20 protein-coding genes are annotated in these 14,495 nt (G+C 62.4%); 4 read left to right on the forward strand and 16 right to left on the reverse strand.

Annotation, left to right across the window (positions count from 1 at the left end):
- The first annotated feature begins 24 nt into the window (after positions 1-24).
- Entirely contained in the window at positions 25-594 is a 570-nt protein-coding gene (locus MKK88_RS01145; RefSeq protein ID WP_243996752.1) for a hypothetical protein, read from the forward strand.
- A gap of 344 nt (positions 595-938) precedes the next feature.
- Here the strand turns inward: MKK88_RS01145 and MKK88_RS01150 are convergent, their stop codons facing one another.
- The 12 genes from MKK88_RS01150 to MKK88_RS01205 form a co-directional block, all read right to left on the reverse strand.
- Positions 939-1,307 (reverse strand): hypothetical protein, encoded by a 369-nt coding sequence (locus MKK88_RS01150; RefSeq protein WP_243996753.1) that lies wholly within the window; start codon positions 1,305-1,307, stop codon positions 939-941.
- Positions 1,304-1,741, reverse strand: coding sequence for a hypothetical protein (locus tag MKK88_RS01155; RefSeq protein ID WP_243996754.1), 438 nt, complete (start codon positions 1,739-1,741; stop codon positions 1,304-1,306). Before MKK88_RS01155 ends, MKK88_RS01150 begins: the two co-directional genes overlap by 4 nt.
- Before the next feature lie 33 nt (positions 1,742-1,774).
- Positions 1,775-3,367, reverse strand: a complete 1,593-nt coding sequence (locus MKK88_RS01160; protein ID WP_243996755.1) for a hypothetical protein — start codon at positions 3,365-3,367, stop codon at positions 1,775-1,777.
- A 32-nt stretch (positions 3,368-3,399) separates the two neighbouring features.
- Entirely contained in the window at positions 3,400-3,633 is a 234-nt protein-coding gene (locus MKK88_RS01165; RefSeq protein WP_243996756.1) for a hypothetical protein, read from the reverse strand.
- 50 nt (positions 3,634-3,683) lie between these two features.
- Positions 3,684-4,496 carry a hypothetical protein gene (locus MKK88_RS01170; RefSeq protein ID WP_243996757.1) on the reverse strand — a complete coding sequence of 271 codons (813 nt, stop codon included), beginning with the start codon at positions 4,494-4,496 and terminating at the stop codon, positions 3,684-3,686.
- A gap of 2 nt (positions 4,497-4,498) precedes the next feature.
- On the reverse strand, positions 4,499-5,590 hold the full coding sequence (locus MKK88_RS01175) for a hypothetical protein (protein ID WP_243996758.1): 1,092 nt from the start codon (positions 5,588-5,590) through the stop codon (positions 4,499-4,501).
- Complete coding sequence (locus tag MKK88_RS01180; RefSeq protein WP_243996759.1) at positions 5,587-6,027, reverse strand: hypothetical protein; 441 nt, start codon at positions 6,025-6,027, stop codon at positions 5,587-5,589. The genes MKK88_RS01175 and MKK88_RS01180 overlap by 4 nt, the downstream gene beginning before the upstream one ends.
- A complete protein-coding gene (locus MKK88_RS01185; RefSeq protein ID WP_243996760.1) occupies positions 6,027-6,590 on the reverse strand; it encodes a DnaT-like ssDNA-binding protein in 564 nt (187 codons plus the stop codon). Before MKK88_RS01185 ends, MKK88_RS01180 begins: the two co-directional genes overlap by 1 nt.
- Before the next feature lies 1 nt (position 6,591).
- Positions 6,592-6,786 (reverse strand): hypothetical protein, encoded by a 195-nt coding sequence (locus tag MKK88_RS01190; protein ID WP_243996761.1) that lies wholly within the window; start codon positions 6,784-6,786, stop codon positions 6,592-6,594.
- Positions 6,787-6,841: 55 nt separating this feature from the next.
- Positions 6,842-7,297, reverse strand: coding sequence for a hypothetical protein (locus tag MKK88_RS01195; RefSeq protein ID WP_243996762.1), 456 nt, complete (start codon positions 7,295-7,297; stop codon positions 6,842-6,844).
- Between the two features lie 34 nt (positions 7,298-7,331).
- Positions 7,332-8,498, reverse strand: a complete 1,167-nt coding sequence (locus MKK88_RS01200) for a P22 phage major capsid protein family protein (RefSeq protein ID WP_243996763.1) — start codon at positions 8,496-8,498, stop codon at positions 7,332-7,334.
- A 98-nt stretch (positions 8,499-8,596) separates the two neighbouring features.
- Complete coding sequence (locus MKK88_RS01205) at positions 8,597-9,385, reverse strand: DUF6651 domain-containing protein (RefSeq protein WP_243996764.1); 789 nt, start codon at positions 9,383-9,385, stop codon at positions 8,597-8,599.
- 165 nt (positions 9,386-9,550) lie between these two features.
- On the opposite strand from MKK88_RS01205, the gene MKK88_RS01210 reads away from it, so the two are divergent.
- On the forward strand, positions 9,551-9,766 hold the full coding sequence (locus MKK88_RS01210; protein WP_243996765.1) for a hypothetical protein: 216 nt from the start codon (positions 9,551-9,553) through the stop codon (positions 9,764-9,766).
- On the opposite strand, the gene MKK88_RS01215 is transcribed toward MKK88_RS01210, so the two are convergent.
- Genes MKK88_RS01215 through MKK88_RS01230 form a run of 4 tightly spaced genes read right to left on the reverse strand, consistent with a single transcriptional unit; the run spans position 9,751 to position 13,276 of the window.
- Complete coding sequence (locus tag MKK88_RS01215; protein ID WP_243996766.1) at positions 9,751-11,205, reverse strand: DUF4055 domain-containing protein; 1,455 nt, start codon at positions 11,203-11,205, stop codon at positions 9,751-9,753. The genes MKK88_RS01210 and MKK88_RS01215 overlap by 16 nt on opposite strands.
- The gene (locus MKK88_RS01220; RefSeq protein ID WP_243996767.1) at positions 11,206-12,498 is read right to left on the reverse strand and encodes a phage terminase large subunit; all 1,293 of its coding nucleotides are present in this window, start codon (positions 12,496-12,498) and stop codon (positions 11,206-11,208) included.
- 16 nt (positions 12,499-12,514) lie between these two features.
- Complete coding sequence (locus tag MKK88_RS01225) at positions 12,515-13,030, reverse strand: terminase small subunit (protein WP_243996768.1); 516 nt, start codon at positions 13,028-13,030, stop codon at positions 12,515-12,517.
- Between the two features lie 27 nt (positions 13,031-13,057).
- Complete coding sequence (locus MKK88_RS01230) at positions 13,058-13,276, reverse strand: hypothetical protein (protein WP_243996769.1); 219 nt, start codon at positions 13,274-13,276, stop codon at positions 13,058-13,060.
- Between the two features lie 57 nt (positions 13,277-13,333).
- On the opposite strand from MKK88_RS01230, the gene MKK88_RS01235 reads away from it, so the two are divergent.
- Both MKK88_RS01235 and MKK88_RS01240 read left to right on the forward strand, forming a co-directional pair.
- Positions 13,334-13,642 carry a hypothetical protein gene (locus MKK88_RS01235; protein WP_243996770.1) on the forward strand — a complete coding sequence of 103 codons (309 nt, stop codon included), beginning with the start codon at positions 13,334-13,336 and terminating at the stop codon, positions 13,640-13,642.
- A gap of 582 nt (positions 13,643-14,224) precedes the next feature.
- The coding region (locus MKK88_RS01240) for a hypothetical protein (RefSeq protein ID WP_243996771.1) at positions 14,225-14,495 on the forward strand (271 nt) is incomplete at its 3' end.

Raw genomic sequence — 14,495 nt, forward strand, 5'->3', positions numbered from 1 at the left:
CGCCCGGCAAACATGAGGCACCTTATGTCCTACCAGCGTATGAAATTTCGCCTCACCGGCGTCTCACCCCTGCTCATGCACAACGGGAGGCTGGCGAACCCGCTAGATCCGATGGCGAAGGCGCTTAAGGCCGTCAGTAGCAAGAGAGCTAAGACAGATGCCGATCACGAGGAGATGGCCCGTGTCGAGTTCCTAGGCGGACTCTACGTCGGCGACGATGGGCCGTGCATCCCCGGCGAGTTGATTGAGGCGGCACTGATCGCGGCGGCCAAGAAGTCAAAGCGCGGTCCGCAGGCCAAGTCCGGCCTTCTGTCGGACGCGAACCATCGACTCGACTACGCTGGGCCGCGTGAACCTGATGCGCTCTGGTGCGATGAGAATTACCGGCTCACAGCCGGCGTGCGGGTCGGTCAGGCTCGCGTGATGAGAACACGACCGATCTTCCGAGATTGGTCTGCGGAAATCTTCGTGGACTTCCTGCCGGGCCAACTAAACCGGGCAGAGGTTGCGGAGATGGTTCGGGTCGCAGGCGAAATCGTCGGTCTCGGCGATTGGCGTCCGAGGTTCGGACGGTTCAAGGTTGATATGCCTTGAGCAACGGTGGGGTACGGCATGGCGCCGCGCGGCTTGGCAAGGTTGGACAAGGCAGGGGTTCTTTTGTCCCTTTGATATCCATTCGCTAAGGCGGGGCATGCTCCGGCTTGGTTTGGTACGATAGGGTCAGGTAGGGGCGCCCCTAGGGGCGCAAGAGGCAAGTCGGCAATCGCTGACTTGCCTTTTTCAATCCCGCGTCACCCATTCGTTCATATCGAAGTCATACTCGGCTTTTGGATTTTCCATTTGGCCGAATATTACACTGTAAGCGAGCGCTTCTTCAAAGCTCAATGCGAAAGCGACATCAAACGGAACATTGTTCCGGACCAGCCAGAGCGCCTGTCTTAGCTGGCCGTCGCTTGCGAGTTTTTTGCCGCTTCCGTCACGCTCTCAGGGGCATCCTTGTTGAGGCCCTGGATGCGGATGTAGGCCTTGGTCGCCGCAGCGAGACCTTCCTCGTCCAGCACGTTCAGCACGGCATCAAGTTCGCCGACAGAGCGCGGGAAAGTGTAGTCAAGGTCATCGATTTTACAGACCGCCGCGCCGACCGTCATAGCGTTGATCGCCTGCGCTACCTCAGTGTCGGCCATGCGCATCAGCGTCACTTGTTCTGCCGGGCGCAGGCGCCTAACCGTGATGGCGCGGCCAAATTCATCGGTCTCGATCTCACGCTTTTTATAACGAGCGAGGATCTCTTCTGAAGCTGTGCTCAAGCCAGTTGAACCTTCTGCGAGGCCATGCCTTCAGCGCTCAGCTTTACGTTCTGATCGCGAGACACATCACCGATGTCGCCGACCCAAAACACGAAGCCAGTGTACTGATATCGGCTAGTGGTTCCGTCAGGATTGTAGACGGTCTCGTTGAGGTAGCCAGATGTGACGTGCTGGCCGGCCTCAAACGCGGCCGTCTGAGCAAGCTGGAAATTCTCTAGCGCCGAACCGACACGCGTGATGGTGAAGGAGAACCTGTAACCGTCAGGGATGTAGCCGAACCGAGGCGGGCCATTGTACGGCATCGACTTGATGTCGTGCTTGACCGCGCTGATGCGGAAGGACTGAACGTCCCCCAAATCAAGCACCTGACCGCTGTTGCTGTCGTAGAAGACAAGGCTGTAATCCTTGCCCACATTCATGTTGTTAACGGGCATTCCGCCCTCCTATGTCTGAAGGTTGGGAACCTGTTAGGCCGCGAGTTGCAGAGACGTGCTGATGGTCGGTGCGGTGTTCTGAACCGAGACCGTGACATTGTTGCCGCCGGCCAGCTTGATCACGAAGAACCGGACCGTCGCGAGGTAACGGACCGCGCAGAACGCGAACAGGAAGCCGCGGGCGATGGTGCTGGGCGTGTTGTTGGTCAGGTCGCAGGTGACGGCCCAGTTGTCGATCTGACCATAGCCGCCCGATCCGAAGTCGGGGTTGGCGAGGTCAGCGAAGTAGCTGTTCAGCACCGCAGCAGCCTGCAGGCGGGTCGGATCGTCGGGGCGTACCGACTGGAGGCGACCGACGATGCTGCGCGTGGCGGCGCCCTCCAGCCCCCGGATGATGGAATTGGTCAGGCGCGTGTACTCGTCGCCGTTCGCAGCGGTGTTGCTGCTGGCGTTGCGCCCGGTCATGAACGAGAAGAAATCCTGGTTCAGCGCCGAGGACCGCCCGATGAAGTCGATGCCGCCGGTCTGGGCGATACTTTCCTCCGCGTCCGACGTGAGCACGCCGGTCTGTGAGGTCTGCGTGGCCGAGACGGCGATCAGCGCCTTGTTGATCGGCGACTGCTCCGGCGACAGGTTGCCGACGAGGCCCTGATAGACCGTGGCCGGCGAAGCCAGGATGGATCCGAGCCCCGGCACGTAGACGGTCGGCCAGTCGCCCGCGATGATCTTGATGGACGGGTCGTCGATGGCGACCGACACCCGCGAGGCGACCGCACTGCTGATGGAGCCGCCGGAGGGCAGCGTCACCACCGCCATCATGGCGTTCTGGATCGCGAAGGACAGCATCGCATTCCAGATCGACGTATCGGTGCAGTCGCAGAGCTGGAAGGTGTCGGGATAGCCGGAGGCGTCCGCCCGCAGGCCGGCAAGCGCGTACATTCCGGTGCGCGGCAGGGTCGCCTGCTGCCCGAGGAGGACCGAACTCGTGATCGTGGTCGCGCCATCCGTGCCGCCGGTCAGTGCCAAGGCGGTGTTGACGGTAGGCGCCGCGGTCATCGTGCTCGCAGTGAACACGACATAATTCGACGGCCCCCGCTGGCTGGTGCCGACGTTGATCGCCGTGGCGAGGTTCTGCCAGAAGGCCGCGCCCGTGCCGCCGATGTTGTCGAACCGCTCGGGCGTCCGACCCGGGAAGTTGACGATGCAGGCGTAGGCGCCGATGGCGGCGGTCGGCTGAAACGTGATGGTGATCTGATTGCCGAGCGTACCGGTGTACTTGGCGGTGAAGGTGCCGCCGCCGGTTCCGACTACCATTCCGGTAGCGGCGACATCGGTCCCGTCCGTGACGCGCACGCCACGGAAGTTGATGACGCTGCCCTGCTGGCACGCCACCGAGACGTGCTTGGCGATGTCGTAGAGCCGGTTCTGCGGCGGGCCGTAGGGGCAGCTCGTCGGATCGCTGAACGCGGTCACGGCATTGACCGGCCCCCAGGAGCCGACGCCGATCATGGCCTCGACGTTGGTGGGCAGGCCCGCGATGAACGCGGTCGGCAGGATCTGATCAACGTAAACGCCGGGGCTGGTCAGGCCGAGCAGATTGGCCGTCCCGTCGCGAAAGCTAGGCATCGCCGGTCCTCAAGATGTGGCTGGAATTGGCTTCAGGAGGCCGTGGACGGCGACGAGGCCGGATCGGCGGGGTCTGTCGCGGGTTTCGCGTCGTCGGCCTTGCTGCCCTTCTTGGGCGCATCCGCGGGCGCATCGGGCTTGGGCATGTTCACCGCCACGACGTGGCCGGGGTTCGTGTCCAGTGCGGCCTTCATCGCGGCCTTGTCGGTGATCTGGTCGCCCGGCGCGTAGTCGCCGAAGGCATGCGTGACCGTGAGCGCGCGCATCGGCGTTCTCCTGAGAGCGGATTGGATGGGATGGCGGGAAAGCGCGTCTGCTACGGGAGCGACGAGACTGGCGTCTGCACGACGGTCACCTCAAAGGCCGGATAGGTGTCCAGCGTGTCGAAGGTGACGTTGAAGATGAGGTCGCGGCGGTAAGCGCCCTCGTTCTCGTACTTGTCGTCGAGGTTGGTGCCTTGGAACACCACCATGGCTTGGGTCTGGTCCTCAAGCCGGATCGTGACGTTGCGCTTCAAGGCGACATCGACGGCACGAGAGAGAGCGGCGCGGTCGGCAGGGTTCGGAGACCAGACGCAGATACGAAACTGGATCCGCTGCCGATGGATGCGCGTCGCCATGGTGGCCGGCGCGCCGATCCGGATGTCGAAATCCTGATTGGTGGCGATCTGGACCGTGGCGCCACTGGCTGCCGTGCCGGGGAACGCCGCCTGCAATGCGCTGGCGAGCCCCGTGGCAGTTGAGGATGCCGTATCGCCGGTCTGCGTCAGGTAGGAGTAGCCGATGCCGTCCACGACCGCCGTGATGTACTCGCCCAGTCCAGGCGCGCCCGTCAGGGTGACCCTCGACCCCGAAACGGTCGCTGCCATCCCGTGAACCGGGGCGACATACACCGCATCGGTCGTCAGAAACGGCTGCCCAGCGTCACTGGATGACGACGGCACCGCGAAGATAGAGACGATGGACCGGCCAGCGGCCATGGCCTTGTCGATGTCTCGGGCTAGCGGCCAGCCCTGCGCGACCTGCGGAGGTTTTGTGGGTAGAACGCTCGGCTGATTGGTCCCGTTCGGGAAGACGGCCTGAAGCGCGATCTGCTCCAGCGCGTCCATTACGTCGCTGAGATCCGCCAAGGCTAGTTCTCCAGGCGGATCATCTCGACCTTGTAGCCGAGCGGCGTCCAACCGTTGGTGGCGACCTGGTAGCGGGAGCCGCCCTCGTCCGAGAAGATGTCGCCGTTTGCCACCGTGCCTAGAGGGAACACGCTGACCGGCAGATGCATCCGCCACCGGCCGGGGCCAGGAGCGTCGGTCGGAACCTCGCCCTGCCCTCTCGCGGCGCCAGCCAACGGCACGAGGGCCACGGGTACGTTCGCCGCTAAGGTGCGCTCGCCCGGCCCGACATCGTCGGTGTCGGGCGTCGCGCTGTATCCGAAGTAACGCCCGGCTCCACCGGTCTGCGACGGCAGGCCTTCGCCTTGGCCACCATCGGCATCAATCTGCGAGTTGCCTCGCAGATGCGTGATCAGCCGGTTGCATAGGATCGCATTGATTGGGCGCATCGGCTCCAGCGAGGCGATGAAGTACACCTGCTGGAAGCCGTCGCCCCAAGTGCCCGGCCGCGCCAGGAAATCGCCGAGGGCCAGACCTGTCGCGTCGAGAAGTGCGTTCTGCAGTACGTCGTCGGGGTGGAGGGCTCGGTTGAGGTTGAACCCCGCCCCACCGCCATCGACGAACAGCGCAGGCAGCGCGCCGATGAGATTGGCCGGCGATAGCGGATGGGACCCGGTGGTGCGGTACACCTGATGAGGCACGCCAAGGGCTTGTGCTAGAGCAGCGTAGGATGCCGTCACGCTGCTGCCAGGGCCATTGAGCGGGACCGTGCGGCCACGCAGAGTCCAAGTCGCCCCGGCCGGATCCCCGACGACAGCCGCCTTCCCGGGCGTGAGCGACAGGACGACAAAACTTTGCCCTTGAGCGAACCGGGCACCCGTGATGCTGACCACATCGCCCGAGATCGGCTCAACTGCGAGCGTCGTGGCGAGGATTAGCACGGTGCAGTCGTTGCCGGTGAGCACGCCTTCGGCGGCTTGGCCGGTGCTGTACTCGGTGAAGATCGCCTTGCAGCGGTAGGTGGTCTGGCCCCGCGTGAGCACAGCGGGAAAGAAGGTGGAGGCGAAGGCTCGGCCAACGGTCTTGGCGAGGCTGCCTGCGAGCGGCGTGGTCATAGCCCATGCCTGATGACGGTGACCGCGCCGAACGTGCCAGTCCCATGCACGATGGCAGCTTCTACGGCATCCTCAGCGCATGCCCCGGCATGCATAGCCCCGAAGGCCACACAGGCATCATATCCGAGCGCGTAGTAGGGCGGCTCAAATCGCTCGCGCCCGAAGGCTGTGATGGTCTCCACTGGACCGTTCGGGGCGACGCAGAGCACAACGAACGAGTTGTCGCCGTTGCAGTCGCGCGGCTGCGGATGATCGCCCTTACAGCCACCACGCACCCATTCAAGGAAGGTCTCCCACTCGGAAGCGGTGCCCGATGCGCCATAGAGCGTCCCATCCGGGCCACGAGCCAGCTTTTGCGCCCAAGGATGCTTGGCATCTCCGAACTTGGCGCCGGTGTCTGCGGCCATAACACCGTCGCGGTAGGCGATCGTCGTCATCAGACTCTTTGCGCACGAGCGGTATAGACGTTGCGAGCACCTATGAGACCCGACAGCGCCGCCTCAATGGCCTGAAACGCCGCCTGCCCTGGGGCCCCACCAGCGTACCTAATCTCGACCGAACTGGCCTTGAGCGAACTGATGAGCCCACCGCGCTCAAGATCCGGCAGAAGCGCGCCCGGCTCCGCATATTCGCGAACCGCCGCCTCACACGTCGCCGCGATGATCTCTGGCGGGATGGTGTTCGCCCCGATCAGATCGAACGGGTAGAGCATCCTCGGATCAACGAAGTACGGTGTGTCACCACGCGGCTCTGCGTAGGTGTAATAAGCGTTCGTCCGCGGCCATTCCAACGTCTGCGCACGCCGGAACGTGCGATACCCGGGAAACTGAACCCGATACGTGTTGTCAATGTAGGACGTGGCCCGCCGTAGCGCTGCGTCACCGAGATCATCAGACCCGAAGTCAAGGCCTCGCGCAGTAGCGTACTGCACGCAGTCTGCAATCGCCACGTAGCTGTCGGCCCCGAGGATCCCTGCGCCCGTCTCGACAACCAGCGCCACGTCAGACAGCCAGTCCAGCCATAGCCGCTTCCGCCTCAGCTTCGGTCTTGTAACCCGAGCCGATCGCCTCACCGTCGCGCTTCACGAACCACAAGCCGCGGGCGCCGCGCTGAACGCGAAGCTCACCCGTCTCGGTCTTCGGCTCCGTCCAGAGGACGTGCTGGCCCTCAACGAAATCGCTGGCATTGATGACCATGCGAACGTCAGGAGCCAACGGGTGCTGAATTGCGACGGTGGGGACTATCATGGCGTTAGTCCTGCGACCAGCCCGCCCGCAGGTAGTCGCCAACCATCTCTGGCGCAACCATAGTGACGGCTGGTTCGGCCAAATCTGGCGTGATCCGCGTCAACTTCACGGTCATCCGGTCCGGCTCGACCATCTCGCCCGTCGCAGGCTTCGGGTTCGCAGGGTCATTGCCGAACTTCTGGGCGAAGTGATCGCCAGCGCTCATGTCCTCATTGATGTGAGGGGCCATAACCTTGGCCTCTACAGCGGACATGGGCTCAAGAGGATTTACCGCGGCCTCGGTTTCGGCCGCAACCGCCGCCGCCTTGTCGGCATCCGCACGCGCAGCATCTGCCTTGCGCTGCTCTGGCGACTTGCTGGCATCGTCGGCCTTGGCCTGCGCGTCGATCGCCTTCGCGCGAGCATCCTGTGCGGTAACCTGTGCCTTTTCCGCGTCCGTGGGCTTTGCCTGATCGGCCATATTGGCCTCCTATGAACGAGAGAACGAGAGCCGATCAGCCCTCAAGGATGGCGACGTGATCCTGCTTGATGACCGCGGATCCCCAAACAAGACCGACTTCGAACTTGATCTGACGATACTGACGGTAGACGCGGACTTCGAAGGTCAGACCGGAGAACTCATCGGTGATCAGTTCCGCGTCATCGGCCATGTCGCCCGTGATGCCGTTGAACTGCGGCTCAGCGGGTGCGCGGGTCGCGAGAACGATAGCGTCGCGGGTAAACGCCACGTTCGGCGTGTACGAACCAACGATGGTGATTGCGGCGCCCGAAGCGGCAGCAACCTTGAGGCCAGGGACGCCGATGGTGATCGAGCCAGGTCCGGTGGTTCCGGTCACGACGACGTACTGGTTGGTATCGCCCGCGAAGCGCACGATATCGCCGGCATTGATCGTACCGGTGCCGGTGCCGACCGCAATCACAGTCGTACCGATCGGGTAGGCTGCGCCAGTGACGAAGCCCGTGCCGGTGCCGCCGGTCACGAGCTTGTTGGCAGTCGGGGAGTAGTGGAGCGCGAAGCCCTCCAGTTCGCCGATAGAGCCCCGACGCAGGAGGTCGTCGGTCCCAGCCTCATTGACTTTGAACAGGTTGGCCTGCGTGCCGCGAATATTGGACATCGCCGGGGACGACAACACGAGATGCCGATCCGTCATCGGCGCGCCGTTCTCGTCCAAGATCCGCGCGACACCAGCGGTGTCGTTCAGATTGGCCGCGGTGGCGAACGGTGTAGTACCAGCGGTACCGACAGCGCGCGAAGCCGCAACGATTGCCGCCGCTGAAACACTAGCCTCAACGGCGTTCGTCAGGGTGCGGAAGGCCTGAGCAAACTGGTTGCGTAGGATCGGCGAAACTCCGGGTCCACCGTTGTTCAGCCCAAGCTGCTCTTCGCCGTTCCACCGAATGGGGACGTACTTGGCGTTGTTGAGCTGCATGTTGACCGTGGTCAGTACCTGATCGCCATCGTTCGGCGCGGTTACACCAGGAACAATGTTAGCCGCCGTAACCGCCGGCACGATCGGAACAGATACGACCTGACCAACAGCAGCGCGGGCGAAATTGCCGTTGTCGCGCTGAACAGCGGGAATGAAGCCAACGAACTCGCGCGAAACAAGGTCAAGCGACTCATAGAGGGTGGGGATCAGCCCCGTCAGGGTATTGGCCATCGTACTTCCTCAGTGATGAAGGGAGGTGCTGGGGTCAGACCGACACGAAGCGCCGCCCTTCATCAGGGACTTGGCTCGTCATCCCGCCCATTGGCGTGTCAGTCGTAGAGAGTTACTTCTCGGGCGAGCTTGGACTTCTGCGCAGGTGACAGCGCATTGAATTCTTGACGGCTCATTTGCCGCTGGCCAGCGGCATTCGTGCCGGGTTTAGCGCCGGATCCGCTGGAGCCCGTACCTTTGAGAATGGAGTCGCGGTAAGCGAAGCCATCAACGAGGATTTCTAGAGCCTCATCCGGCTCAGCGATGTCGCCGGGCTTGGTCCGACTAAAGATTTTCTGATCTCCGTCGTAAGCGACTACTCGGCCATCTTCGACGCGAAAGTTGTTGCCGAACTGCGCCTGCATAATCGGCGCAGGGAGCGTGCACTTATCCGCGATGAATTTAGACCCGCTGAACACGCGCCCGATCTTCTCGGACGTGAACATGCCCTTGAAGTGGTCGCGTTCCTTCTCGGCGTTCTTGATCCGCTCAGCGCTTCGACGAGCTTCAGCCGCGACCTGCTCTTCAGCGGTCTTCTTGGCTTGGTTCTTGATGACTTCAACCTCGCCCGCCTTGACGAGATCGCCATCCTTCAAGTTTCGGATAGTCTCCAAGGCAGACCGGGCCGCATCGGGGTCTTCGATGCCCTCAAAACCCTTCAGGCGCCCTTCGGCAGCCTCGCGAGCTTCACGATGCGCTTTCGTCTCGCCGTTCAAGCGAGCGATCGTCGCAACGGTGTGGGGGGCATCAAAGGCGATGGCCTTGCCGTCGTCCGCGAGGAACACAGGCTTGCCGTCCTCGACCTCCGCATAGGTGCGGCCGTCGAGTTCCAAAGTCTTGAGTTTCATGGTGATCCTCTGGGCATCCACCCATCGGTGTGAAGGCCATCCGGCCTGTGCACCCGCGTTCGGCATCCACCGCGCGCAGGGCACTGAAATCCGCCTCAGGCGAGACGGGGCGATTGGGCTTGAGGCCCAAATCTGTTACGCTGCTGATTTACACGGGAGTTCGTGATGACCCGCGAAATCGTACCCGGCGCTCGGGACACTTATGTCGGCAAAGATGGGCCACAATTTCTTGAGGACATGACCCGCGAAGAACTGATTGCTGTGATCAAGCACCTCAACCGAGATCTGCAAAAAGCCAAAGAGCGCACCATCAAGCGGCGCGATTTGCTTTCAAGCGAAAGCACTGGACAGGCAACATTCCCAAACTACGTTCGAACTTGAACCTCTGTCTGCGCCGGCACTGGCGGCTCGGCGGCAAGCAGCACTTTGTCAGCCTCGGCGTCGAAGTCACCAGGCAGCGCGTCGAAACGCTTCAATCCAGCGATGTAGGCGTCGTGGCTGATTTCCTTGGTCGCGCGAGCCTCGGCAAGCGCTTTCAGCGGCTCGGCCGCATACGGCAGGACACTGAAATCCGTTGACACCTCGGTTTGCACCGTCGTCGGCTTGCGCAGGTACTCGCATGTGAAAACGAGGCCTTGTTCCAGGGCATCGTTCAGTGTCAGTGCCCAGCTTTTCACCGCGCTATGAGCCTTCGCAGCGTCGATAGCCTTGCCGGTGGCTGTCGGGTTCCCAGGCTGCTCAGTAAGCGGCTGAAGCCCAATCCGCCGCATATCAGCCTGGATCGCCTCCACGCTCTTGCGAACCTCGGCGATATTTGCCGCTGCGGGTTGCACGAAGTCCCACTTAGGGGGTGGCCCATCGCCATTGCGCGGCGCGAACAGAACCGTCTTCGGCCCGACCTCGATCTTGTCGTTGCTGCCGGGTGCGGGCGGGGCGATCCCTTGACCACACAGCATCGGCGAGCCTGCAAACGTCAGGATCTCTTCCTGTCGGGAGAGGGCCTGATACAACTCGATCTGCATGTCGGCTACGGCTTGAAGCGGCGGCATGACCTCCAGCGCGCCAATGCGCCGACCGAAGTACATCAGCACCAGAGGAACGGCTGAGAATTCCCCACCTCGCAGGTGCGGCTTAATCGGCCCCGGCGTCCAATCACCCTTGTCGGTCTTCTCCCAAATTTGGGAGGTTCCGGGCTCCAGAACGCGCACCTGTTCTATGGTGCGTTCTCCGAACCCGTCTCGTTCAATCCGGCTCTCTCGGATCCGAACGTGGGTAACAACCTCGCGCCCGCCCACCACATCGGTGTAGAGCGCGATGATGCTATCGAACGGCACCTGGACCCAATAGGGACGAGCGCCCGCTTTGATCTCATCGGCCCGAGAGGCGTTCGGAGCCATCTCGGGGTAGTCGACGAGGAAAGCGTGCGCTCCCCGAGCTACGCTCTGCCAAAAGGACTCAGCAGCGAACGTGGTGAGGCTTGATCCTCGACCATCGATATCGTCTACGAGGCCACCGCGGCGACTCTTAGTGGCCTGATCAGGTTGCCCAATGATCTCGTCGGGAGGAACACCTTTGACAGCCACATCCCGCCCAAACGGCTTGGTTGCAAGCGCCTGTAGGATATCGACGAATTCAGGACGCCAAGGGGCCGACTGAGACCGCCGCCGGTACTCCTCACTGGACTCGCCTTCGTACTTGGGCAGGTACTTGTCGCCAGCCCTACGGATCGTCTCAACGCCGCCGAGAATGTCTCTCACGAGCTGCCAGCGCTTATCCATGCGCTGATATTCTGCTGAGGTTTGCGAGGGGTCGTCAGCCATCTAGCGCCTTACGGAGTAGCGGCTGACGAGGGCGGCGGTGTCATAGGTCGGTTCGCCAAGCATTAGGTCAGACACCGCCCATACCAGCGCATCAGCGCGGTCTGGGCTGCGCTCGCCCGCGTAGCCGGACGTGGAGAAGTTCACGAGTTGGTCTTCGAGGTCGGGGAACCGTCCGACGTGCGTGACTTTCCCCGCCTCGTAGAGCGCCGACACTGGCTCAGCCCTCACATGCTTTCCGCGAGAGGCCGTGATCAGCTTGACCGGGAGGGTCTGTCGGGCCGTGCGGATGACGGCCGCAACCATGCCGCCGCCGTAGTTCTTTTCCGCGACGATGCTATCCGCATCCCAGTCGTCGAAAGCCTTGAGCGCAGCGCGTGCCCATTCTTCGGGTCCAGATCGCAACGTCCGATCCGCCAGAACGTAGGCTCGATCGCCGGCCTTTCCGACGACGCTGATGCCGATTTCGTCCGAGCGGCTACTCTCTTCGCCCGTGGCGCCGGATGGGTCCACGGCGACGACGACGCGCGCGATACCGAGACGCGCCAGCGTAACCGCGGGCGCTTCACCCTTCGGGGGCTCGTCGCGGCAGCGCTCGATTAGATCATAGGTCCAGAGGGCGCCATCGACCTCGGCAACGTATTGGCCCTCATAAAACCGGCGTCGCTGCTTGTCTGGGAGGTTGGCAAGCGACGCCAGAAATTCGGGGCTTAGATTGGCGCTGTTGTCGTTCGGGTTGATGAACGTCCGGCGGTAGTTCTCAGGATCCGCCAGCGGCTTCCGGCTAGTCGGGTCGCGGCCTTCGGAGAACTCGTGATACGTCCAATGGCCCGTTCCTGACGGGTTCATGTCGTAATAGGCGCGCTGCCGAAGACCGGCAACCTGCTGCGCCAACCGAGTACGAGCCACCAGAACCGACGAGTACGGGATCTGGGAGCACTCGTTAAAATAGATGGTCGCGAACTCCTGTCCGAGGATTTTCTCGACGCGATCCTTGTCATCCAAGCCGCCGAGCCAGATCTGAGACTCGTTCGGCAACGAGAAGAACCCGTCTTGCCGGTGCTCTGTCAATTTCAAGCCCGGGAAGCAGGCGCCTACGACCTTCGGCAGCGTATCAAGCGCGATGGAGGATCGGACTGCGTTCGCCCTGAACCTTAGGATAGCGTGTCGAGAGCCAGACCCGCGCAACGCCCTTACGACAACTGCACGAGTCAAAAGGAACGTCTTACCTGACCGAGCGCCGCCCGCGATAAGCGTATGCCGCTGCTCGCCCTGAAGAAGCGCCGTTGCTTTCATTTGCCCAGGGTTCGGCTCAAAGGTCGGCGTCACTCGGAGCGAGGTTAACCGTGATATTGGCATTCACGTCCGGGTCTTTGAACATGCCCAAGTGTTTGCCAAGTTTTTCGAGGGCTGAGAGCTTGTCGTGGAGCTTGAACTTTACCCGGCGAACGTCACGGGCATCTTCGCCGCGACCATCCTTGAAATCCTCAACGGTAACTTCACCCAGTGCAGCCGCTTGGTCCCGAGTGAGACCGGAGAAGTCAAGGTAGGGATCACCCGCTGGGCTTGCTCGCATGTAATCCTGCATGTTGGCGAACCCGACCTTGGCCAGTTCCTCCACGATGCGGGCGACAGTAACGCCTGCCTTTTCGGCGCCAGCTTGAAGGATCTCCTCAATGCGAGCGCGAACCCGTTCATTCCTGTTCAGCCGCCCGGCGTTGCCCTCATTGGCGGCATAACCCGCTGTGACATAAGCCTGAGAGGCTGATTGGCCTTCAGCTACGGCCTGAGCGAACCGTTCGTGTTTTGAATTGGAGAGAACAGGCATGAGGTGCGAATGAACAGCCCTTAGGGGCTACAACCGATCAATCCAGCGCGCCAAGCTCTCATCCGCTTTACGGAGGGCCTTGACCCTGAGGATGGCGGCGTCTGCGTCTCTCTTGGCGAGGTAGCGATCGAGCTGGGCGGGGAATGGGATCGGGGCTGCGGGCTCGGGGTTGAGCACAGTGCCACCATCGCCCTTGCGGGGTGCGTTGAGGCGAAGGATGGGGCTGGGCGGGTCGATGTCGTACATGATTGCCGACCCTTGTGGGCGCCGCTACGCTGCACGATCACAGCGGTAGAGGGCAGCATGGCACAGACCCCGTTCACAACCCAGCGCATCCACGTGACGACGGCGCCGGGCTTTCCGCTGGCGACGGTCAAACGCGAACTGAACAAGACCAACGTGGGGCTCTACTGCCAGCATTGCGGCGAATTTTTCGCCTTCGCTGTCGAAGAGCCAAGCGCAGTCGCGCTGGAGTTTACGGCCGACGCCCCGCTTCTGGTTCAATGTCCGTTTTGCAAACAGCAGGATCATCGGAATGCGGGCGAGATCCTGCGGTTTCCTCTGACGGAAGGGAAGAAACGACGGAAGCCGACCGTCGACCCGTCTTGTTGAAGTAGGTCACGGCCTCTTGGATGGTGCGGAAGGTCGGGGTGGGAAAATCGGAGGCGAACATGATCAGCGCCTCGGCAGCAGCACGGCGACCTTACTCGCCAGTCGCGTTCCAAGACCCACTAGAAACCCGGCCGCCCAGCCCGACGTCCAGCCGCCGCAGAAGCAAACGCCAGCGAAGAAGGCCAGCGCTACAGCCATCGGCATCGTAAAGCCGTTGATCGTGAATGAGCCCATCACCGCGCTCCCATCATCAGATCAGCGCCGGCCGCGACCCAGCCGCAGGCGAAATGAAACGGGAGGAACAGCCAAGTCAGGAAGGCGTCGATGTCGTACATCACGCCGTCTCCTCACCGATCGCGTCCCGACGAACGCCGGGGATCTCGACCTCTCCGTCTTCAACCCCGTCCCAGTCTTCGGGGAGGAGGTGAACGCTATCGAAGGGGAGGGTGTCGGGGTCCGGCATGCAGGGCCCTGAGATGGCTTCGATGCGGGCGGCCGGCCTATCGCCAACCCTTGTCTAGGCGGCTGCCCTAACGGCAACCCAAGACCCGCGTCGAACTGTGAACCCGGGCGCTAAGCGCTATGGGACGGAATTTAGGGTGCAACAATTACGCGGCCTCGGCCGACACGTATGCGGACTTCCAAGGCTATCCGATCGGGGCCAGACTGCGCGAAGCTGTCGCCGCGAACTCGAACCGTGCGTTGGTCGGTGATTATGGGGCCGCCGAATTGAATGTCAAGCTATTAAGCAGCCTCTACCTGAGTTTCGTCCAGATCCACAATGGTTCTGCGCCCGAAGATGTCCACCGACACCCTCAATCGGCCCGTCCGATCATCGATAGCCTCAACGTTG

Origin of the sequence: Methylobacterium sp. E-005 (assembly GCF_022829725.1) — a bacterium.
Taxonomy (GTDB): domain Bacteria; phylum Pseudomonadota; class Alphaproteobacteria; order Rhizobiales; family Beijerinckiaceae; genus Methylobacterium.